This window comes from Denitratisoma oestradiolicum (assembly GCF_902813185.1).
In the GTDB taxonomy this organism is placed as follows: domain Bacteria; phylum Pseudomonadota; class Gammaproteobacteria; order Burkholderiales; family Rhodocyclaceae; genus Denitratisoma; species Denitratisoma oestradiolicum.
In genome coordinates this window covers 745838-768297 of record NZ_LR778301.1, presented here as the reverse complement: position 1 = coordinate 768297, position 22460 = coordinate 745838, and the positions used below count along the sequence as shown (strand labels likewise).

18 protein-coding genes are annotated in these 22460 nt (G+C 62.6%); 1 reads left to right on the top strand and 17 read right to left on the bottom strand.

The annotated features are described in order from the left end of the window. Positions 1–84: 84 nt before the first annotated feature. The 12 genes from DENOEST_RS03650 to DENOEST_RS03595 all read right to left on the bottom strand — a co-directional run bounded on the left by DENOEST_RS03650 (position 85) and on the right by DENOEST_RS03595 (position 16483). On the bottom strand, positions 85–2391 hold the full coding sequence (locus tag DENOEST_RS03650; RefSeq protein ID WP_145770050.1) for an arylsulfatase: 2307 nt from the start codon (positions 2389–2391) through the stop codon (positions 85–87). Between the two features lie 116 nt (positions 2392–2507). After that, complete coding sequence (locus DENOEST_RS03645) at positions 2508–3515, bottom strand: metallophosphoesterase family protein (protein ID WP_145770049.1); 1008 nt, start codon at positions 3513–3515, stop codon at positions 2508–2510. A gap of 3 nt (positions 3516–3518) precedes the next feature. Then, entirely contained in the window at positions 3519–4406 is an 888-nt protein-coding gene (locus DENOEST_RS03640; RefSeq protein ID WP_145770048.1) for a hypothetical protein, read from the bottom strand. 307 nt (positions 4407–4713) lie between these two features. Beyond that, on the bottom strand, positions 4714–5880 hold the full coding sequence (locus tag DENOEST_RS03635) for an oxidoreductase family protein (RefSeq protein ID WP_145770047.1): 1167 nt from the start codon (positions 5878–5880) through the stop codon (positions 4714–4716). After that, the gene (locus DENOEST_RS03630) at positions 5877–6965 is read right to left on the bottom strand and encodes a saccharopine dehydrogenase family protein (RefSeq protein WP_197970504.1); all 1089 of its coding nucleotides are present in this window, start codon (positions 6963–6965) and stop codon (positions 5877–5879) included. Before DENOEST_RS03630 ends, DENOEST_RS03635 begins: the two co-directional genes overlap by 4 nt. Before the next feature lie 171 nt (positions 6966–7136). Then, positions 7137–9566 (bottom strand): TonB-dependent receptor, encoded by a 2430-nt coding sequence (locus DENOEST_RS03625; RefSeq protein ID WP_145770046.1) that lies wholly within the window; start codon positions 9564–9566, stop codon positions 7137–7139. A 67-nt stretch (positions 9567–9633) separates the two neighbouring features. Beyond that, on the bottom strand, positions 9634–10599 hold the full coding sequence (locus DENOEST_RS03620) for an SDR family NAD(P)-dependent oxidoreductase (protein WP_170228135.1): 966 nt from the start codon (positions 10597–10599) through the stop codon (positions 9634–9636). Positions 10600–10627: 28 nt separating this feature from the next. Beyond that, positions 10628–11776 carry an acyl-CoA dehydrogenase family protein gene (locus tag DENOEST_RS03615; RefSeq protein ID WP_145770044.1) on the bottom strand — a complete coding sequence of 383 codons (1149 nt, stop codon included), beginning with the start codon at positions 11774–11776 and terminating at the stop codon, positions 10628–10630. Between the two features lie 26 nt (positions 11777–11802). Continuing rightward, positions 11803–12621: an enoyl-CoA hydratase/isomerase family protein gene (locus tag DENOEST_RS03610; protein WP_145770043.1), complete on the bottom strand. Its 819-nt coding sequence runs from the start codon at positions 12619–12621 to the stop codon at positions 11803–11805. A gap of 28 nt (positions 12622–12649) precedes the next feature. Beyond that, positions 12650–14608 carry an acetoacetate--CoA ligase gene (locus DENOEST_RS03605; protein ID WP_145770042.1) on the bottom strand — a complete coding sequence of 653 codons (1959 nt, stop codon included), beginning with the start codon at positions 14606–14608 and terminating at the stop codon, positions 12650–12652. 32 nt (positions 14609–14640) lie between these two features. Further along, positions 14641–15423: an SDR family NAD(P)-dependent oxidoreductase gene (locus DENOEST_RS03600; protein WP_145770041.1), complete on the bottom strand. Its 783-nt coding sequence runs from the start codon at positions 15421–15423 to the stop codon at positions 14641–14643. 73 nt (positions 15424–15496) lie between these two features. Further along, a complete protein-coding gene (locus DENOEST_RS03595) occupies positions 15497–16483 on the bottom strand; it encodes a BKACE family enzyme (RefSeq protein ID WP_170228134.1) in 987 nt (328 codons plus the stop codon). 122 nt (positions 16484–16605) lie between these two features. Here DENOEST_RS03595 and DENOEST_RS03590 point away from each other — a divergent pair, with 122 nt between their 5' ends. Then, positions 16606–17568, top strand: coding sequence for a LysR family transcriptional regulator (locus DENOEST_RS03590; RefSeq protein WP_145770039.1), 963 nt, complete (start codon positions 16606–16608; stop codon positions 17566–17568). An 18-nt stretch (positions 17569–17586) separates the two neighbouring features. Here DENOEST_RS03590 and DENOEST_RS03585 read toward each other — a convergent pair whose 3' ends face one another. From DENOEST_RS03585 to DENOEST_RS03565, 5 genes are read right to left on the bottom strand one after another with little or no spacing between them, the layout of a single operon-like run. Beyond that, complete coding sequence (locus tag DENOEST_RS03585; RefSeq protein WP_145770038.1) at positions 17587–18564, bottom strand: helix-turn-helix transcriptional regulator; 978 nt, start codon at positions 18562–18564, stop codon at positions 17587–17589. A gap of 18 nt (positions 18565–18582) precedes the next feature. After that, positions 18583–19752: an O-succinylhomoserine sulfhydrylase gene (locus DENOEST_RS03580; RefSeq protein WP_145770037.1), complete on the bottom strand. Its 1170-nt coding sequence runs from the start codon at positions 19750–19752 to the stop codon at positions 18583–18585. Between the two features lie 6 nt (positions 19753–19758). Beyond that, positions 19759–21282 (bottom strand): amidophosphoribosyltransferase, encoded by a 1524-nt coding sequence (gene purF, locus DENOEST_RS03575; protein ID WP_145770036.1) that lies wholly within the window; start codon positions 21280–21282, stop codon positions 19759–19761. Positions 21283–21290: 8 nt separating this feature from the next. Further along, positions 21291–21782 (bottom strand): CvpA family protein, encoded by a 492-nt coding sequence (locus DENOEST_RS03570; RefSeq protein WP_145770035.1) that lies wholly within the window; start codon positions 21780–21782, stop codon positions 21291–21293. Next, positions 21779–22459, bottom strand: coding sequence for an SPOR domain-containing protein (locus DENOEST_RS03565; protein WP_145770034.1), 681 nt, complete (start codon positions 22457–22459; stop codon positions 21779–21781). The genes DENOEST_RS03570 and DENOEST_RS03565 overlap by 4 nt, the downstream gene beginning before the upstream one ends. Between the last annotated feature and the right edge of the window lies 1 nt (position 22460).

Sequence of the window (22460 nt, the reverse complement as noted above, 5' to 3'; positions counted from 1 at the left end):
GCCAATCGTTACTTGGCCAGGGTCGGTACATCAGGGAAAAGTCATAACCGCTTTTGTTTCGTGGCGCAGCGGCATCCCGTCATTTCATTCCAGATCAATGTTCACCTCCAGCAGTCTGCCGCCGAAAGGAAAGCTGCCCGGATAGGCTGCGCTCACGGTGGAGCCTCTATCTTGGCCGATGTCGAAGCTGCCATCCATGGCGGGCGGCCCCACCCGGGGCAGGGGTAGTTCGGCCACCACCTCGCCATTGATGCTGAGTTGCCCCTGGCCACCGCCCCACAGGCCCGGATTGCTGCGCTGGTAGCGATAGTCCAGGCGCACCGGGCCGGCGGGAATTGCGGTCGCGGAAACCAGCCGCTCACTACGTGTCCCCATGAAGTTGTTTTCATAGACCAGATGGCGGTCCTGCACATAAAGCACATAGCCGCCAAAGCGCCCCCCATTGGCCAGCAATACACCATCGCCGCCCTGGACCGGCATATCCACGGCAGCGCTGATGCGGTGGCTCCGCAACAGGCTCGGCGCGGCGAGAGAAGGCATGCGCGGCAGATCCGGATGAAAACTGAAGTGTTTGCTGTTCCTGAACCAATACGGTGCCTGATTGCTTTGACCGGTGCCCAGGCCCAGGGGCAGCACCTGATTGGCGGCGGCCTCCTGCTCGAACAGGGCTTTCATCTGCTGTAGCTTTTCCGGATATTGAGCGGCAAGATCGTGGGACTGACTGAAGTCCTGGTTCAGGTTGTAGAGTTCCCATGCATCCCGATCGAAATCCTCCTTGCGCGAAAACAAGGCCCAGGGCAGGCCGTGGCGGGCCGACGCCATCCAGCCATCGGCATAGATGGCCCGGTTGCCCAGGGTCTCGAAATACTGTCGGCGCGGGGCGGACTTTGCCTTGGGGTCCACGAAGCTGTAGGCAAAACTGACGCCGTCCATGGGCTCCTGGGCCACGCCATCCACCTGGGCCGGCGCCGCCAGGCCGAGTAATTCGTAGAGCGTCGGCACCACGTCATTGACGTGAACAAACTGGCTGCGCAGGCCACCCCGATCCTTGATCCGGGCCGGCCAGGAAATGACTATGGGATTGCGGGTGCCGCCCAGGTGGGAGGCGACCTGCTTGGTCCACTGGAAGGGCGTGTTGAAGGCCCAGGCCCAGGCCACAGGAACGTGGTTGTCCCGCGCCACGCTACCCAGATCGTCCATCCGCGCCAGGCGGGTTTCCAGGGCGGCCGGCGGCGCCATGAGGAAGAATTCCGCCATGTCGTTGTCGGAGCCAGTCAGGCCGCCTTCGGCGCTGGCACCGTTGTCGCCGACGATATACATCACCAGGGTGTTCTCTCCCCCCGGCGCGGCGCGCACCTGCTGGATCAGGCGACCCATCTCATAATCGGTATGGGCGAGAAAGGCGGCATAGACCTCCGCCTCCCGGGCATGCAAGCGGCGCGCCTCCGGGCTCAGGGAATCCCAGGCCGGCAAGCCTTCCGGTCGGGGCGTCAAACGGGCATTGGCCGGAATAATGCCGAGCTTCTTCTGGCGGGCGAAAGTTTCCTCGCGCAAACGGTCCCAGCCCTGATCGAAGCGGCCCCGGTATTTATCCACCCATTCCTTGGGTACCTGCAGCGGCGCATGGGTGGCCCCCGGCGCCATGTAGAGAAAGTAGGGTCGGTCCGGCGCATAGGCCTGCTGGGTGTGGATCCAGCCGATGGCGTCATCGACGATATCGGTGGTGAAGTGATAGCCTGCCTGGGCCGTGCGGGGCGCCTCGATCGGCGTGGTATTGCGGTACAGCGGCGTCTCGAACTGACTGGCCTGGCCACCCTGGAAGCCATAGAAATAATCGAAGCCCAGGCCCGTCGGCCAGCGATCGAAGGGCCCTGCTGGCCCCAGTTCCCAATTGGGCGTGTTATGCCATTTGCCAAAGGCCGCCGTGGCATAACCTGCCTTGTGCAGCACCCGGGCCACAGTGGCCGTAGCCGGATTCCACAGGCCGTGATAGCCCGGCGCGGGCCGCTCAAAACCGGAGACGGTACCGAAGCCCACCCGATGGTGGTTACGCCCGGTGAGCAAGGCAGCCCGCGTCGGCGAACAAATGCCCGTGGTGTGGAACTGGTTGTAACGCAGACCCTCCGCCGCCAGGCGGTCCATGGCAACGGTGCGGGCCGGGCCGCCGAAACTGCTGGCGGCGCCGAAGCCCACATCGTCGAGCAGAATCAGCACCACATTGGGCGCCCTCGGCAGCTGCGGCTGGGACTGCGCCCAGGGATTGCCGCTGCTCGGCACCGGGCCAGCTCCGGCATTGATGGTCTGCGGCGGCACGGCCCCGGCCCAGGCGCCGGGGAGCGGGCACAGAAAGCAACAAAGGAGCGCCGTCAATACCTCACGCAATGGCAGCATGCAATATCCTCCGCAATGAATGTCATATACCTATTGAGACATAAAAAATCCAGCCCCCTTCGGCGCTGGGAAATCCGGTTTTCTACGATGTACGAACGAACTTGTTCAGCGCATCCCTAACGGTGCTGGGGGGCATCGATGTCGAGCACGCCATCAAGGGGGAAGTTGGCGATCTGCGGTTTGCCGGCCAGGAAGTTAACCAGGGTGACGTGGTCTAGGTTACCGGGTGGTGCATGGTGCGTAGCGCCCCCCACGGTGCCAAGGCGAATGTAGTCGCGGCCGTTGCGAACGGTGTGTTCGTAATTGTGCTCGTGGCCGCCGAACATGGTGTATGGGCGGTCTTTCAGTAGCGTCTCGATACGTTTGAAGCCGGAGGATTCCATTTCCCAAGCCGGCTTGTGCATGAAGACGAATGTCCAGCGTACCTTGGGGTTTTTCTTCAGCACAGTGTCTACCCAGGTCACCTGGGTATCGGAAAAATTGGCGGGGGAAGCATTCGCCCTCATCGCCCCCCGTTCCCTACCGCTCATGGCCGCCATGCTCTGGGCCAGCACGGCTTTGCCTTTTTCCGGATCGGTCCGCATCAGTTGTTTGATCTTCTCGAAGCTCTTACGCATGTCCTCGGACATTGGGATAGGCGGATCTTCGCTGTTGAGGGCGATGAAAAGCACATCCTTATAGACGAAGCTGTAGTAGTCGGGACCGTAGCGATCGCGCCAGAATTCCCGCATGACATTGCTGCCCATGTCGTGGTTGCCGACGACGCGGAAAAAGGGCATCTGGAGTGCATTGATGCGCGCATCCTGCTCGTCCCATTCCAGTTTGAGTTCCTGGCGGTCGTCGGTATAGCCCTCGATCATGTCGCCACAGTTGATGGCAAACTCAGGTTGCAACAGATTGATGCGGGTCATGGCGTTCTCGAACACACCGGGTCGGGCGAGGCCGGTGCGGTCGCCGAACACTGCGAAACGGAAGTCGCCGGGTGCGCTGTTGAAGCGTTCGCTGGTCCAGGGCTTAGGGGCGGATGTAACGAGGTCGTGGCGGAAATCAGCCTGCTGGCAGGCCGCGAGTGTGACAGCCAGAAAGCAAAGGGAGAGCGTGCGTAGGATCTTGTTTCTGCGCATGGGTCAGGTTTCCTTGGGAGAGAGGTGTTGGGGAGCGCCCTGCATTCGAGCCTCGGTTTCCACAATCTGGTCCAGATTGAAGCAGAGGGCGGTCACCAGTTCTATGTCGAAACCCAGGATGTCCTTGGCGTTGAGCCGGTAGGCCGTGGCGGCGGATGCTTGTGGATCCTGGTCGGCGATGTATTCGCCCCGGGCTTGGGCAAGCGCCTCCGGGTCCATCGCGGCCACCGCCGCCTTCAGATCCTTGACCAGGAAAACGGCGGCGCTGATGCCTTGTTCGAACTGCTCCAGATAGTCATGCCAGGGGCCTTCGGTGGTCAGGGGCTGGCAATACTCCAGTTCCAGATCCGCCAGCCGGATGCGGGCGCTTTTGGCCGTCGCGCTGGACCAGGCGTGGTAGACACCGCTGCGGCTGGCGGGGGAAAACAGGCGCTGTACCCGGTCCAGGCAGCCATCGAGATCATGGACCATGACCCGCAGTCGGAGCAGCCGCTGGATACGGTCGTCCGGCCGGCGAGCGGCGTGGGTCCCCAGGCCCTCTTGCCAGGACGCGGCCTTCAAGGGGGTTTCGCTGTATTCCAGGTCGAAACCGATCTGGTCGTGGGTGTCGGCGAAAATACTATCGCTCATTTCCTCCGCCGGCTTGGCATTGCCAGACCCGAGCAGCTCGTCCCAGGGCATCAGGGAGAGATGGAATTTCGTCAGCGTGCACCCACCCTCGGAGGCCAACTGGGCCTCGGCATGGGGCACATTGTCGACGGCGAAGTTGAGGTTGGTCAGGCTGGGGCCGATTTCATCAATGTAGCGTTGGTGGGGCTGATCGTCGGTGATGAGGCTGCAAAACTGGAAGACGGCGCCGCCGCAGCCCATGTGGTCGATGTCCAGCACCACGCCGGGATTGCATTGACCAGTGCTTGCTCGACCTGTCTGGCGCCAAGGGTGCGTTCCATGAAGCCGCAGGCGGCCGATACGTCGTGAACCACCATCTCGATGTGCCGACAGCCTTCCTGTAGTAGTTCGATGCTCATCGCTGTTGTCCATGTTTAACGTGGAATGGGAAACAATTTCGTGAAGCATTACAAGCACCACCCTCGTCATTCCGGCGCAGGCCGGAATCCAGTGCGCCGCCGATCTGGACCCCGGCCTGCGCCGGGGTGACGGGTTTCATCATTAGGAGTGGCGCCTGCCGACATGACCGTTAGTGGGGAAGCAGGTCTTCAACCTGCATTTCCAGCAATGCGGCATTGACCCGGGCGATGGAAACTTCGGTGATGCGGTCGCTTTGCATGGTCTGGGCCGCCCGGGTGATGACGGCGCCAAGCCAGGCATAGATGCTGTGGAAGCGATATTGCCGCTCCAGTTCGGTCCGGGTCGGCGCCTGGGGCAATTGGGCCGCCAGTGTCTGGTGATAGAGCGTCAGCAATTCCACCTGATGGGCGCGGCGGAATTCGGTATCCAGGGAAGTGATCAGAAAGTAGGCGATATCCCGCATACCCTGGCCGCGATGGGCCACCTGCCAGTCGAGCAGGCCCGCCGCAGCCGTGGCCGGGTCGAAATACATGTTGCCCAGATGGGTGTCGCCGTGAACCAGGGTGAGAGGGCCCCTGCGCCATTCCCGGTAGATGGCCTCCATGGAATGGCGGATGCGATGGCCCAGTCGGTGCACCTCCGGAGCAAACATGTCGGGGAATTTCTTCAAGGCCGCGCCGATGCCGAAGTAGGGCACGGCCTGCATCAGCCGACCCCGGGAACCGGTGCCCTGGGGCAGCACCCAGGACAGATCGCCATTGAAGCGCGGGTGCTGCCAAAAGGCAGCGTGCATGTGGGCCAGTCCGGTGACCACATGGCGCGCCTCTTCCAGGCTGCAACTGCTGAGAATGTCGGGAAAGCGCGTGCTGTCCTTGGGCAGGACCTCCAGCACGATCAGGAAATCACCATCCCTCTCGTCATACCAGCAGCCGTAGCAGCGGGGTGTCCTGAGGGGCAGCGAGGGAGTGATCTGATCATAGATGCGGGCTTCGTTGAGGCCGATGCCCAAGGTACAGGCCATCAGCTGCCCGGCCCGATGGATGGGCAGCTGTTTGATGAACAGGTCTTGCGGCAGGGGTGGCTGGCCGCTGGCGCCGTGATGGTCCACGGCGGCATAGATCCGGCCCGAGGTGCCGTCATGGCGATGCAGCGCCTTGACCCCATCGAGCATCAGTCCCGGTCGCTGGCGCGCCAGGGCGATTTCCAGGGCCTGGCGGTCGATACCGTCCACCCGGGCGGCATGGCGGCGGCCCTGGCCGACGCTGTTCAGGGCAAAGCGGCTCAAGGCCGGCAGTCCTTCGGCCATGACGGCCCAGAAGGCGGTCAGGGAATTCATCGCGACTCCTGATGTGACGCCCGCTCGGAGCGGGCTGGTTCAATGACGATGGGGCCGCAGCCGGGAATGCGGGTGATGACATCGGCCCCCAGGAGTTGCGAGGGGGTGAAATACCCCCCCGGCCCGGCGTAGCGGTCGAGATGCTCGATCGTCGCAAGCACCCCGTGCATGGTGATGAGATAGGGATTGCCGGTCGTCATGCGGCCGATGCGGCCCTCGCCGCGGCGGTTTTTGACTTCGCCCCAGACATGGACGGTGGTATGGGCCAGCGCCTGGGCATCGGGGCCGGGCAGATTGCGTTCGATCAGCCGGCTGAGCTTCCGCCGCACCCATTCCCGCCCCAACAAGGCACGGATCAGGGGCTCCGCCCAGGCTTCGAGGCGGCCGCCACCCAGGGGCAGATAGACGCTGATGTTGGCGATGCCGGTGCTGCGGCCGGCGCTGGCCAGGTCGCCCCAGGTGGCGGGCGCGCAGAGCAGGTTCAGGTTCCGACCAAAATCGATTTGGCGCAGATGGCGCCGCCGCGCCACGGGCTGGAGCCTGCCGTCCCGCCGCAGCAGGGTGGGCTGGGCCAGGAGACCCAGGCTGCTCTTGGCGGTACCGGAACTGACTGCCATGGTGCTGTGGAGCGCCAGGGAGAATTCCTCCGCATCGGGCAGGGCCCGGGCCAGTTGGGCGGCGAAACAATCCGTGGGCAGCACGTCCCAACCGACGCTGGGACAGAGCACTACATTCTTCCTGCGGGCTTCGTTCTCCAGGCGGGCAACGGCTTCGATGGCAGGCAACTCGCCGCTGATGTCCAGGTAGTGGGCACCAGCCTCAAGGCAGGCGCGGGCCATGGGCACCGCCGTACTGACGAAGGGGCCGGCACAATGGGCCACGGCGTTGACGCCGGCCAGTGCCTGTTGGCATTGAGCGGGGGAATCTAGATTGAAGATGCGGGTTTCCAGACCGAGCTTTTGCGCCAGAGGGGCAAGTCGGTGTGCATCCCTGCCTCCCAGTAGCGGACGCAGGCCGCGACGGCAGGCCTCCTCGGCCACCATGCTCCCGGTATAGCCGTTGGCGCCATAGATCATCCATTGCATCGCAGGGCTCACTGATCAGGAGGAACCGGGGAAAACCCCGCCCGGTAGGAGGCGGGCGGAAAACCGCGGGTCATGTCCACATTCGAGGAGGTCAAATGCCGACGGCCCGCGGTAATCGTGCTGCTTAACGTGAAAAAGCATCATCGGAGGTGATGCTGGCGACCATGCGCGTTAGTAACGGTAGATCAGATCCACTCCCAGGGTGCGGCGCTCGCCCCAGAGGCCCGCACTGGCGGCGGCGGGGGTGAAGGTGACCATGGTCAGGTACTTGCGATCCGTCAGATTCCTCGCCCACAGGGCCACGGTCAGATCGCCCTTGTCTCCCGGGCCCACCGGAATGCGGGACAGGGCCAGGCGGCCATTCCATACCGTGTAGGCGGGCGTGACGAACCAGTCCTTGTCAAAGGTGCCCAACATGTTGCGCAGGATGGTCGGGGTGAAGGGCGTGGAGGACGAGTCCTTGTGGGCCACGCTCAAGGTGCCATCCAGCTTGCCCGGCAGGCCAAAGCTGGGGAAACGATAATCCATGGCAATGGAATATGAGAGTTTGGGCACCACCAACTCGGTTTCGCTTGCGTAATCCACGCCCTGCACCATGTAGGCGGTGTACTCGTGGTGCAGCCAGGCCGCGTTGAAGGACAGACGCAGGTTCTGGCTCAGCGCCGCGGTGATGTCCAGTTCCGCGCCACGGTAAGTGGAGCCCCCGGCGTTCTGCACCACCCAGACTGGCGCCGAGGTGCCGGGAATGGTGGTGGCCACGGTCTTTTGCTCATTGGTGTATTTGCTCTGGAACACCGCGAGATTGGTGCGCAGGCGCCGATCCAGGAATTCCCCCTTCATGCCCAGTTCCACCGACTTGATTTTTTCCGGCTCGAAACCCTGGGCATAACTGGCGGGCGCCGGGTTGGTGGGGTCGAAGCCGCCGGTGGTGTAGGCGGTGCTGTACTTGGCATAGCCCATCACGCCCGGCTCGAAGTGATAGTTGAAGGAGAGGCTGGGAGATACGTTGGAGTACTCCTTGTCGCCCACCATGCCTGTGACATTGGTAGCGGGGTTCAGGGTTTGGGCGTAATTGACCACCAGCGGCGTGGTGGTGGGCATCACGAGATACTGGGCGCCCGTGAAATTGCTGGAGATGGCTTTCCGGTGGTCGCGGGTATAGCGGATGCCGGGCACGACTTCCAGCTTGCGATCCAGCATGTCCGGCTGCCAGTTCAACTGGCCGAAAATCGCCTTGGAGGTGTTGCTCACCGGGTCGCTGTTGGAGCCGGTGGTGGTGACTATACCGGCGGATAATCCGTATTGCCCGAGGGGACTGAATAGTCCCAAGTCATAGTAGCCGCCGAGCCGTGGTCCGATGTTCTGGTGCCCCTTGTCTTCGGAGAAGTAAAGACCGGCGGTGTACTTCAAGCTGGGGGCGAATTCGCCGAGAAACTGGAATTCCTGGGACCAGGATTCCAAGTAGGTCCGGGTCTGGCCGTAGTGGCCGTCGAAGCCGGTATTCCCCCCATTGATCACCAGGGGCATGGTGCCGGCCATCCAGCCGGTGGCGGAGAGGCTGGGGGTGCTCTGGGCCTGGAGCACACTGTTTTCCGCCGTATCCACCTTGCGGTAGCCGGTGATGGAGCGCAGGGTGAGGGTGGGGGTGGCATCCCATTCGATGTTGAGGGTGTGGCCTTCCACCTTGTTGTCGCTCTTGGCCTGGTTGTAGGGGGCGTACAGGATTCTGGTGTAATCCTTGGTGCAGCCGGGCACAGGCACGCCAATCGGCATGGGAACCAGGCACTGGAAGGGTGTCTCCAGGGACTTGGTGTGGGCCGTGTCGAAGGCGTAATCCAGTGTGACATTGGCGGCAGCCTTCCAGCGCAGATCGAAACGCCAGGATTCCGCATACCGTTCGCCGAACTTGAAGCCATTCGGCGCGGTATTGCGCACACCGTCGTTATCCCGGGAACTGGTGACGTAGGCGAGCTTGGCCGCGACGGTTTCTCCCAGGGGAACATTGACCACGGTCTTGGCGGTGAATTGCTCACGCTGGGCGAAGGTGAGCTGTTGCTTGAACCAGAACTCGCCCAGATCCGGCCGGACCGAATAGAGGTTGATCGCGCCGCCTGTGGCGTTACGTCCCGACATCACGCCCTGGGGGCCTTTCAGGATTTCAATGCGTTGCAGGTCGGCGGCGGCGGTATTCAAGCCGTTGAGGATGCCGACATAGACACCGTCCATGTGGATCGCCATGGGGATGGGCAGGGTGATCAGAGCCTGGTTGGGCACGATGCCCCGGATCGAGGGATAGATCATGTCCGACTGGCCTGGATACTGGGCCATGTTGAGGCCTGGCACGGCGGCCTTGATGTCGGAGAGGCTGACGATATTGGCTTTTTCCAGAGCCGTCGCGCCCAGGGCCTGGACCGAGATGGGCACGTCCTGCAGATTCTCGGAACGCTTCTGGGCGGTGATGATGATCTCTTCCAGTTGCGTGCCTTCGGCAGCATGAACCGAGAAGCCGGCGCCGGCGGCCAGAATGCTGGCAATCGCCAGATGCAGGTGCGTTTTGCGAAGGGCGCTGCGAGTACCTTTACGAGACGACTTCTGATTCATGTTATCTCCTCACTGGCTGTAATTGATGCTGCTGGGATCATTCCGACGAAAGGGCGGTCAGAATTTTTTAGGATTCGAGTTTTTCCATTTTTTCAGTACTGAGATTGGCGCTGGCCAGGATGGCGCGGGTTTCATCATTCAAGTGCTGCATGCCGAAGATGAATGACTCCAGCATGGATGCGGGCGTTCCGAAGTCGGTCGCATCAAGAAGTTCCGCCTCCTTGCCGACCCAGGCTTCGGGGCTCCAGTCGCTGGCGGTGACGCCGCTGGCCTCCAGCAGCAACACCCGCCCGGCGCGGCCGCCGCCGACATGGAAGGTCTCGCCCGTGAGGCTGTTGCTGCGGTGACAGAGCCAGGTCACAAAGGCGGCGATGGCCTCAGGCTTGAAATAGTGCTGCACCAGGGCCTGGAAGCCTTCGTCCGGGATCTGGGCCGTCAGCCGGGTCCATGCGTCCGGCATGATGCAATTGACCTGGATGCCAACCGCCTTGCCTTCGCCGGCCAGCCCTCGGGTCAGGGCGTAGATGGCGCCCTTGGCCGAGGCGTAATGGGTGGTGAAGGGGGCGCCAAAGACCGAGACCGACGAGGTGTTGACGATGCGGCCCTGGCCTGCTGCCACTAGGTGCTGCCATGCCGCCCGGGTGACCGCCACCGTGCCCCGGAAGTGGGTATCCACCATGCGGTCGTAGCTCTCCGGCGGGATGTCGGCCAGAGCGCCGCCACCGGAAATACCGGCGTTGTTGATCAGGATGTCCAGGCGGCCATAGTGTTCGATGGCCGTTTTGACCATGGCGGCGGCGCCATCGACGACACTATGGCGATCCGCCACAGCCGTGCCGCCGGCGGCGATGATCTCGGCGACGGTCTCGTCGGCGGGAGTTTCCGCCAGGGCATCGCCGTTGGCGGCAACGCCGATGTCATTGACGATGACTTTGGCGCCCCGTGCCGCGAGCAAGGTGGCGTAGGTCTTGCCCAGGCCCCGTCCGGCGCCGGTGATGAGGGCCACCTGGCCGTCGAATCGCAGTTCGTTCATGTCGTTTTCCATGTCGATGGTTGAGGGTTCAGAGCATGGCGGAGGCCATGTCCAGCATCATGTCGTACTGGCCGCCACCGATCATGCCGACCTTGGCGTCGCGCCACAGCTGCTCGATGCCGGTATCAGCCACCACCCCGTTGCCGCCGTGGAGATTCACGGCCGTGCTGCAAATCTCTTCCGCCAGGGCAAAGGCGTAAGGCTTGACGGTGAATACTGTGGGATAGACGTTTTCACCCTTGTCCACCATGTCGGTGAGGGAGTACACAAAGGCGCGCATGGCCTCGATCTTCATCTTCATCTCGGCGATGCGGGTGCGCATGGTCTCGAACTTCTGATAGAAGGGGACGCCATTGGCATCGGTGCGTTCCTTGGCGTAGGCCAGGGTCTTTTCGTAGGCATGCTGGGCCAGACCCAGTGCGCTGGCGCCCTCGCAGATCATTTCGAAGGGGGGCGACTCCAGGCAGCACAGCAGGCCCATGCCGAGGGGGCTGATGCGATGGCTCTCCGGCACCCGGACCTCGTCGAAGAAGACCTGGCCGGTGCTGCTGCCGCGCCAGCCCACCTTGTCCTCGATGCGGCCGACGCGCAGCCCCGGCGTTCCCCGCTCCACCAGGAAGGTGGTGGCGCCCACCATGGTGGCGGGGTCCATCGCGCCCTCGGTGAGGGCGCAGACGTAGTAGTAGTCGGCGACCCCGACGTTGGTGCAGAACATCTTGCCGCCGTTGATCACCCAGTCGCCGCCGTCCCGCACCGCGCGGGTTTTCCAGCCGGCCAGGTTGCTGTTGCCGCAGGGCTCGGTGAAGCAATAGACGCCGATCTTCTCGCCGGTGGTGAGCTTGCTCAGCCACTTTTCCCGCTGTTCCGGCGTGGCGGGCGTGTTGAGGCACTGGCTCACCAGGCAGGTATGGGCGATGACGTTCTGGGCGATGCCGACGCATTCCTTGGAGAGTTCCTCGATCACCAGGGCCAGGGTGGTCAGGTCGCCGCCACTGCCGTTGTATTGCTCGGGCAGGGTGATGCCGAGGAAACCCAGCGCCCCCATCTTCTTGAAGAGGTCCACCGGAAACTCATCGCTGCGGTCGATTTCCCGGGCGCGGGGGCGCAATTCGTTCTGGGCGAAGCGGCGGGCGGTGTCCACCACCTGCTGCCGGTCCGGATTCATGAAAAACGGCATCTGTATTTTCCTTTCAGTTTGCTTGCCTATTTCCAGTCTGAACCGCCGGTGAGCCGCTTCAGCTGGGTGAAGCTGGGGGCCTCGCCGGCGTACAGCGATTTCATGAAGGCGGGGAATTCCTGGTGGGCGGCCAGCACGGTCTCGGCATCCACCTCATAGTCCAGGCCGGCCCCCAGGTTGGTTTCCCAGACCTTGTTCATGGCCAGCTTGGTATAAGCCTGGGCCAGGGGGGATGCCGCCTTCAGCCGCCCGATCAGGGTCGCCACCTCGGCGTCCACCTGGTCCAACGGCACCGCCCGGGTGACCAGGCCCAGTTCGGCGGCTTCCTTGCCCGTGATCTCGCTGCCGCAGAGCAGCAGCTCCTTGGCCCGCCGCCAGCCCATCAGGCGCGGCAGGCGCTGGGTGCCGCCCCAGCCGCACATCAGGCCCACGGCCACCTCGGGCTGGCTGAAGGTGGCGGTGTCGGCGGTAATCACGAAGTCGCAGGCGTGGAGCATCTCCAGGCCACCCCCCAGGGCGCCCCCCTTGGCCACGCCGATCACCGGCTTCTCCAGGGTCTCGATCTGGCGCATCAGGGCATGGCCGAACTGGAGAATCTCGCGGAACTCCATCGGCGTGAAGCTCACGTCCTGGCGCAGCTCGGGGAACACCCTTGCCCCGTCATGAATGCCGTTGCCGGCGGCGGTGATCACCACCACCCGCACCTCGTCGTCGTCGCGGGCACCCTCCAGCGCCCGCTTCAGGCCCACCAGCACGCCCCGGGTCATGCCTTGGTTGTGTTCGGTGCTGGTCTTGGTGATGGTGGCCACACCCTCCTGTTTTTCGTAGCTGAGGAACTCGTTCATGCAGACTCTCCGTGTTGATGTCGTCGTATCAGGCCGCGGCTCGCAACTGCGCGGCCAGGCTCAGGAAATAGTTCAGGGATTCGGGATTGCGCACCGCGCCGAGGTTGACCGCTCGGGCGAAAACCTCCCCCGCCAGCAGGCGCTTGACCGGCACTTCCAGTTTCTTGCCGGTGAGGGTCATCGGCACCTCGTCGATCTGGTGAATCTGGTCCGGCACATGGCGCGGGGTCAGGCGCAAACGAATGGCGTCGAGGATGCGCTGGCGCAGGGGGGCATCCAGTTGCAGACCGGGCTTCAGGACCACGAAGAGCAGGATCAGATAGTCCCGGCCGGGGGGCTCCACGCCCACCACCAGGCTGTCGGCCACTTCCGGCACCTCTTCCACCGCCCGGTAGAGATCGCTGGTGCCCATGCGCACCCCCATGCGCTTGAGGGTGGAATCGGAACGGCCATGGATCACCGCGCTGCCGTCCTCATGGATCGTGACCCAGTCGCCGTGGCGCCAGACCTCGGGATAAACGTCGAAATAGGTCTGCCGGTAGCGCTCCATTCCGGGATCGTTCCAGAAGCAGATCGGCATGGAGGGGATGGGCGCGGTGAGCACCAGTTCCCCCAGTTCGCCGATCAGGGGCTGGCCGGCCTCGTCGAAGGCCGCGGCCTTGACCCCCAGCAGGCGGCATTGCAGTTCGCCGGCGCGCACCGGCAGCAGGGGCGAGGAACCGAGGAAGGCGGTGCACACCTCGGTGCCGCCGCTGGAGGACGCCAGCATCAGGTCGGCCTTGACCGCGCCATAGACCCAGTCGAAGGCTTCCGGCGGCAGGGGCGCGCCGGTGGAGCCGAGCACCCGCAGTCGGGAGAGGTCATGGGTCGCGCCGGGTTTCAGGCCGGCCTTCATGCAGGCCGTGAGGAAGGGGGCCCCCGCGCCCATGACGGAGACGTGCTGCTCCTCGGCCATGCGCCACAGGGTGTCCAGATCCGGATAGCCCGGATTGCCGTCGTAGAGCACGATGGTGGCCCCCAGCAGCAGGCCGCTCACCACCACGTTCCACATCACCCAGCCGGTGGTGGAGAACCAGAAGAAGCGCTCCCCGGCCCGCACATCCAGATGCAGACCGAGCCACTTCAGCTCCTCCAGGACGATGCCGCCATGGCCATGGACCAGGGCCTTGGGCAGGCCCGTGGTGCCGGAGGAATAGACGATCCAGAGGGGATGATCGAAGGCCACCTGCTCGAATTCCAGGACAGCGTCTCCTTCCAGCACCTCGGCCCAGGTTAGCGTGCCGGGACCGCCAACGCCGACTGGCCCGTGGGGAATCAGGATGGTGGCCACCAGGGCATCCAGGGTGGCGCGCAGGGTCTGCACCACCGGACGGCAGTCGAAGGACTTGCCGCCGTACTGATAGCCCTCCACCGCGAACAGCACCTTGGGCTCGATCTGGCGAAAGCGGTCGATCACGCTGTCGGCGCCGAAGTCCGGCGAGCAGCAGGACCACACGGCGCCGATGGAGGCCGTGGCGAGGAAGGCCACCACGGCTTCCGGCGTGTTGGCCAGATAGGCTGCCACCCGGTCGCCGGGCTTCACCCCCAGGCGCTTCAGATGGCCGGCCACCGCGGCCATCTGATCCTGGAGTTCCCGCCAGGAGACCTCCCTGGCCGGTTCGCCTTCGCGGCAGAAGATCAGGGCGGGCTGTGCGGCATTGCCCTGGCGGAAAACATTTTCCGCATAGTTGAGCTGCGCTCCCGGAAACCACCGGCACTCGGGCATCTTCCCGGTCAGCACGGCCTGGGCCGGCCGGGAGGAGCGGACCTCGAAGAAATCCCAGAGGGACTGCCAGAAGTCCTCACCATGGCTGACGGACCACTGCCACAGGGGCTCGTAGCCGTCGAAGCGCAGTCCCCGGGTATCGGCCAACCAGTCCAGGTAGCGCCCCAGGGTGCTCGCGGACTGGAAGTGGGGCGTAGGGGACCAGAGGATGGGGGCGCGCATGGCAGCTGGGGTATGGGAGTGGTCGGGAGGGGCTACATCACGTAGGGGCCCATGCCCTGGTCGATGTTGAGGGCCACACCGTTGATGCACAGGGCCTCGTCGGAGGCCAGGAACAGCACCGCGTGGGCGATTTCCCGGGGTTTCACATAGCGCTTCAACGGGTGGTTCTGCAGCATCATTTCCTGCATGGCCTCGGCCGGCATGCCGTACTGCTTGGCGTAGTAATCGGTAACCTTGTCAGCCATGCGGGTTTCCACATTCACCGGGCAGATGGCGTTGCAGCGGATGCCCTTGTCCTTGTAGCCGGAGGCGATGTTGTAGGTGAGCAGATTCACGCCGCCCTTGGAGGCGTTGTAGGCGGTCATCGGGCCGGTTCCGCGCAGGCCCGAGATGGAGGACAGATTGACGATGGCGCCGCCGCCGCTCTTGAGCATTTCCTGTACCGCGGCCTTGCAGGTCAGATACACGCCCTTCAGGTTGATGGCAATGGTCTGGTCGAAGTCCTCGTCGCTGGCTTCGGTGAGGGCGCCAGGGATGGCGATGCCATGGCAATTCACCAGAATGTCGATCCGGCCGTAGTGTTTGATGGCGCCGGCCATCAAGTCGGCGACCGAGGCGGCCTGCGTCACATCGGCCTTGAGGGCGATGGCCTCGAAGCCCGCCGCCTTGACCGCAGCCACGGTGGCGGCGAGGCCTGCTTCCGTCACATCGCTGGCGACGATGCGGGCGCCCTCTTCCGCCAGTCGCAGGGCGATTTCACGACCAATGTCGCCGCCGGCACCGGTGACGATGGCGACTTTGTTTTGTATACGCATGTTCTATTTCTCCTATCGTGCCAGTGCCGTGTCTGCTGGACCCGACACCGGCGGTTCTGATGATGTGACGGGCTTAGCGGGCCTTGAGGCCGAGGATTTCCCGGGCCTGGGCCGGGGTGGCGATGGGGCGTCCGACGGCGCGGGCGATGTCCGCCACGGCGCGGACCATTTCGGCGCAATTGGTGATGATGTTGTCCTGATGGGGGTAGCGGTAGATGCCTTCTTCCATGCCCACGCGCACTACGTCGGCGCCCAGCATCACGGCGGCGGCGGTGATCGGCAGCAAGTTGCGGCCACCGGCAATGCACTGCCAGACGCTGTCCTGGGGCAGGGCGCGCACATAGCGCATCAGATGCTCCATGCCTTCCATGGTGTTGTGGATGTCCACGGTGTTATGGACGCCCATGCATAAATCGATCAGGTAGGGCTTTTGCACCAGGCCCGGCTCGATGAGATATTTCTTGATCTCGTGCAGGGAGACGTCGTTGTAGGCGGCCAGTTCCGGCTTGATGCCGTTCTTCTGGAAATACTCGACGGCCGAGGCCCAGCTGCGGGGGGTCTCCACCACCACCACGTCGCCGGACACAAATGTGTGGCAATTCACCACGCTGACTTCGCAGTAGCGGCTGCCACCCTTGTCGGCAGCCAGCAGATCCTTGAAGGACGGCGCGTGACGACGCTCGGCATTGATGGTCTCGAATTTCGGGATCATGCCTTCCCAGTCCGGCGGCGGCATGTCGCCCTCACCGGGGTCGGTGATGATGTCCGGACATTCGGCGAAGACGTAGTCGCACATCTCGATGTGCAACCGAGCCCGCTCCGCCAGGGAGAAGAACATATGCCCTTCCTCGGGATGGCGCGGATGGACGTGCCACATGGTGGCGCCTTCCTTATGGGCGGCGATCACCTGATCGGCGATTTCCCGGGGCGAGTAGGCCAGATGAGGATTCTGTCCGCGCATGGTCATCATCTGTCCCGGCGCTACATTGATCACCAGGGGTTTGGCCAGTTCGGTGCAAGGGGGCTCCACATCCCATTCGAGTTCCCAGGGCATTCTCATTGCTGTCTCCTTTAGTTGGCTATGGGTCGACCAGCCTTCGCTAGCGCCGGTCATGAAGCAGTGGCGAGAATTTACTGGGGACGAGTACAATCGATCAAATGGATTGTTTTCATTGATAAGCCATGAATAAAATCGATATACGTCGCGGAGATATTCATCTTCTGGTGGCCTTTGAAGCCATTTACCGGGAGGGCACTGTCACCCGGGCAAGCGAAAAGCTGCATATCACCCAGTCCACCCTCAGCCACGCTTTGCGCCGGCTCCGGGAGCTTTTCGGTGATCCGCTGTTCGAACGTCAGGGAAATGTCATGGCACCGACGGCGATGGCCCGCAGCCTGATCGGACCGATCCAGGCGGGGCTGGGCATGCTGGAAAATTCAGTGCGTCAGATCGTGCCATCCCAGCCCAGCCGCATGCGGCGCAAGCTCAATATCGGCATGGTCTCAGTGGACGAGGCGGGTTTCCTGCCTCAATTGGTTGCCCGTCTGGACCAGAACCTTGGATATGACTTTATCGTTTCCAGTTATGAATCCGGAAAGTTCGAGGCACGGCTTGCCGCAGGCAAGTTTGATCTGGCCATTCAGCCCTTGGCGCCCCATTCAGAGCATATCCATCGTCAAGTATTGACGCGAGAAGGTGTTGCTGTCGTTGCCCGTTGCGGCCATCCGGCGGTGAAAGCTGGCAAGCTGACCTTGGAAGACTATATGTCGCAACGCCATATCGTGCTGGCTCCAGGCAACCTCTGGTCGGACATGATTGATTTGGCATTTCAACAATTTCGCCTGAACCGGCAAGTGCAGGTACGTTGTCATGACCAATGGACTGCCTGCAAGATCGTTGCCACAACAGATTGCCTGCTGACAGCCTCAGGCACAGCCATAGGTAAAGTCTTGGAGCATTTCCCAGAAAACCAGCTGTTAGCAGTACCCAACGAGTTGAAAATGATGGAGCAAGAGGTATACATCTACTGGCATGAGTCCCAGGATAACGACCCGGCTAACCAGTGGCTACGCGATAACTTATCGTCGATATACAAAAGGGGGGCCAGCAAAGAAAAGGGATCTAAGGTGAAGAATTCACCATAAATGCCGAAAGGTGCTTTTTCAGCGATAGCTCTGCAAGGCCCCCTCAAGTTTTGATCGCACAACCTGCCGTAGCTCTTCGGGTGCCTCCACCACCACATCGGTGCCATAGCGCAGTATGTCGGAGGTCAGCTCACGCATGTCGCTGTAGGGAATATCCAGCACATAGCTGCCATCCTCCAGGAAGCGCCCTTTTTGCCGCGGATGCCAGCGCTCCATGGAAACCCAGCGGGCCCTTTCGGCGGTGAAGCGCAGCCGAGCCCAGGAAACCTTGCGCCCGGAAAAAATTCCGTACCCGGCACCAAGCACGGCATCCAGGGTTTTCTGTCCAATGTTCTTGGCAGGAACATCCACCAGTTCCACCCGCTGGATGGCGTCGACAGCGAAACTGCGCAGTTCGTTGCGCAGGTGACACCAGGCATCCAGATACCAGTTCTCCCGGTAATGCACCAGGCGCTGGGGGGATACTTCCCGTTCGGTCATTTGTCCCCGCCCCCGGGTGAAGTAGCTCATCAGCAGACGCTTGCGTCTCAACAGGGCGGAACCGACCACCGCAAAATGCTCCAATCCGGGCGGACGGGAGGCCATGCCGATGACCTTGATCCGTTTCTGGATTTCATCGCTGGCCCCTTCCTCGGTATCCAGCAAGGCCCTCAGACGGATTTTCAGGGGCTCAATATGGGGTGCCAGCAAACCTCCGCTGTCAATGCCTGCCAACAGGTGCTGCATGGTCAGCAGGGCATGAATTTCCGACGCGTTGAACCACAGGCCCGGCAACTCGTATTGGGCATTGCCGCTCTGGGGAGCCGCCTCGAAGCAGTATCCGCGCAACTCCCGGTCCCAGACAATGGGGGCATGGAGACGATTGCGCAGGTACTCCAGATCGCGCTTGATGGTCGCCCGGGAGACGCCCAGCGTCTCCTCCAGTACCGTAAAGGGGACGACCCGGCGCTCACTGAGCAGTTGATCGATCTTGTAGAAGCGCTCGGTTCGGTCCATGGCGCCAACAGGAAATGGTCAGGCCAGACCGGCAACGAGGTCCGAATAGATATCGTCCACCGACTCCAGCCCCACTGCCACGCGAATCAGGCCTTCGCTGATTCCCGCCGCAGCCCGCGCTTCTGCGGAGATACGGCCGTGGGTGGTCGTGGCCGGATGGGTGATCGTGGTCTTCACATCCCCCAGATTGGCCGTGACCGACAGCATGCGGCAGGCATCAATCACCCGCCAGGCCTCGGTGCGCGCCCCTTTCACCTCGAAGGAAACAATGGCACCGCCGGTTTTTTGCTGGCGCATGGCCAGTTCATGCTGGGGGTGGGAGGCCAGACCGGGATAGAACACTCGCGCCACGCCAGGATGAGCCTCCAGACGCCGTGCCAGTTCCAGCGCATGGGCCGACTGGGCCTGCATGCGTAAATTCAGTGTTTCCAGGCCCTTGAGAATGACCCAGGCATTGAAGGGAGAAAGCGAGGGGCCTGCGGTACGCAGGAACTTGAATACCTCGTCCATCTCGGCCTTGCGGCCGCAGACGGCACCGCCGATCACCCGCCCCTGCCCATCCAGGTACTTGGTGGCGGAATGGATGACGATATCGGCCCCCAGGACCAGGGGACGCTGTAATGCTGGGGTGCAGAAGCAATTGTCGATTGCCAGCAGCACCCCTTTGTCCCGGGCCACAGCCGCCAGCGCACCGATATCCACCACCTCGGTCAGGGGGTTGGAGGGCGTCTCGGCAAAGATCAGTCGGGTGTTGGGCCGGATGGCCTCCCGATAGGCCTCGATATCCGTAGTCGGCACATAGGTCGTCTCGACACCGAATCGACCCAGGATGTTGTCGAAAAGCTGCTGGGTGGCGCCGAAGATGCCCCGGGACGATACGATATGATCGCCCGCCTTCAGCAAGGCCATGGTGGTGGCCATGATCGCCGCCATGCCGCTGGCGGTAGCAATACAGGCCTCCGCCACCTCCAGTGCCGCCAGGCGATCCTGCATCATGGTGACCGTGGGGTTGGAAAAACGGCCATAGACATAACCCGCCTCCGCACCCGAGAAACGGGCTGCAGCCTGAGCTGCGTTGTCGAAGACGAAGCTCGACGTCAGGTAGAGGGCTTCACCATGTTCGTTGAACTGGCTGCGCTCCTGGCCGGTGCGGATCGCCAGGGTGTCAAAATCGTAACTCTTGTCCATGGGATTTCAATCCGATTGCACGAGGTTCAGGTCGAGCTGTGCGCTATCCGCATCATCCTCGCTCCTGCCAGTCTTGGCCCTGGCTGCCTCGACATGCTCCAGATACTCGTTGGAAACGTCGCCCGTCACATAGTGCCCATCGAAGCAGGAGGTCTCGAAATGAACCAGGGCCGGATTGAGTTCCCGCACCGCAGCCTTCAAGGCATCAATGTCCTGATAGATCAGGCCGTCGGCACCGATTTCGTTGCAAATTTCCTCATCGTTGCGGAAGGCGGCGATCAGTTCGCTCCGGGTCGGCATGTCAATGCCATAGACATTGGCATGCCGCACGGGAGGAGACGCGGAGGCAAAGTAAACCTTCTTGGCACCGGCCTCCCGCGCCATCATGATGATTTCTCGGCTGGTGGTGCCTCGCACGATGGAATCATCCACCAGCATGACATTCTTGCCCCGGAATTCCTGGGCGATGGCGTTGAGTTTCTGTCGCACCGACTTCCTGCGGCTGGCCTGGCCGGGCATGATGAAGGTGCGACCGATGTAGCGGTTTTTGACAAAGCCTTCCCGATAGGGAATATCCAGGCACCGTGCCAGTTCCATGGCCGCCGGGCGGGATGAATCGGGGATTGGAATCACCGCGTCGATATCCAGATGCGGCATGGTATGGCGAACCTTGTCGGCCAGGAATTCTCCCATCTTGACCCGCGTCTCGTAGACCGATACGCCATCCATCAGGGAGTCGGGGCGGGCCAGATAGACATACTCGAACATGCAAGGAGCATGCAGTGTTTTCTCGGCGCACTGGCGGCTGACGAAATGGCCCTGGGTGTCGATCAGGATTGCTTCCCCCGGCTCCACATCCCGCAGCACCTTGAAGCCGAGGGTGTCGATGGCCACACTCTCGGAGGCCACCAAGTATTCAGGACCATGGGCAGTATCGTTACGGCCGATGATCAGCGGACGGATGCCATAGGGATCGCGGAAGGCCAGCAGGCCATAGCCGGCAATCATGGCCACCACGGCATAAGCACCCCGCACCCGGCGCTGGACACCCTTGACCGCCTGAAAAATGGTTTCCGGATCCACCTGATAGCGATTCTGGGAAGCAGCCTGAAGCTCGTGGGCCAGCACGTTGAGCAGCACCTCCGAATCGGAGTTGGTGTTCATGTGGCGCAGATCCTGAAGAAACATGTCCTGCCGCAGTTGCTCGGCATTGGTCAGGTTGCCGTTATGGGCCAACATCAATCCAAAGGGAGAGTTGACGTAGAAGGGCTGGGCCTCCGCTGCGTTATAGGCGGAACCCGCAGTCGGGTAGCGGCAATGGGCGATACCCCAATTGCCGATCAGGTTGCGCATGTTGCGGGTACGGAACACGTCCCGCACCAGGCCAGGCCCCTTGTGCATATGAAACCGGCCGCCCTCGGCGGTGGCAATCCCCGCCGCATCCTGACCCCGGTGCTGCAATACCTGCAAGCCGTCATACAGCAACTGATTAACCGGCGTGGTAGCCACCACGCCCATAATGCCGCACATACCGTCCCCTATCGATAATGAATCCGCTTCGCCAACTCGGGCGGCAACCAGGGCCTGGATGCCAATACCGCAGTTTCCAGGGGCGGGGAAAATGAGGCTTCCCGCCACCATGACTGCCTTGGCAGAGCCGTCAGTCCCGCCAATAAAACACCAATCGTCACCAGCAGCATGCCACGGGCAATCCCGAAAGCCGCACCCAGTATCCGGTCCACGAAACCCAGGCCGATGGCCCGCAGCAGTTCTCGCACCAGAAACCGCGCCAGCGCCATGAGCACCAGCACCAGCACGAACACCAGCACGAATGCGGCGCCATGGCGCAAGGCCGGATCAGCAATGGAACCCGACAACAGGCCCGAAACCATCTCGGCCCAGGCCCGTGCGGCAATGAAGGCGAGCACCCAAGCTACCAGTGACAGCAGTTCGCTTACCAGGCCCCGCCACAGCCCCAGCAGCACGGAGACCGCCAAAACGATCAGTACGCCATAATCAAACGGGGTCACTGTTTCTGGGCAACGGTGCCGGTGACACGGATGATACGAATTCTGACTTGGGCCTTGTCAGCCTCTTCCCGGGAGGCAAAGGGGCCCGCACGTACCCGGGTCCTGTGCCCCTGGGGAGAGTCGAACTTTTCCGTATAGGCGGGAATACCCATTTCCTTGAGCTTGGCCAGCAGTAACTTCACATTGCCTGCTGACTGGTAGGCGCCCAACTGCACCACCCATTGCCCACCCATCTTGTCCTCCAGGGCCGCCGTAGCCTTGGCTTCCTCCGCCTTCTTGATCTGACTGCCTTTATCCGGCTCAGGCATGGGGCTGACTCCTGGAATGGCTGGCTTTTCCAGCCCCGTCTTTGCGACGACAGCCGCGGGCTTCACCGGATCGGCCGATTTTGGCACCGCAACCGGCCCCATTCCTTCAGCCGGTCCCTGAGACTCAACGGGAAGAGATGGTAGAGGTGCCGGCGCCGGCCGAGCGCTCAGCACTCCACGTCCACTTTGGGATGGAATCAGGATTTCCGGTCCATCCCTGCCACCCTGGCGAGGACTGGGGCTATGTTCCATGGTCACGGAAAGCACCACCACGCCCAGCAAGGCAAGGGCAGAAGCCCCCACCAGGCGGCGCCGGGCACGTTTCTTGATATCAATGTTGGCGTCGGAAGACGCGTCGTTGTTGGCCATG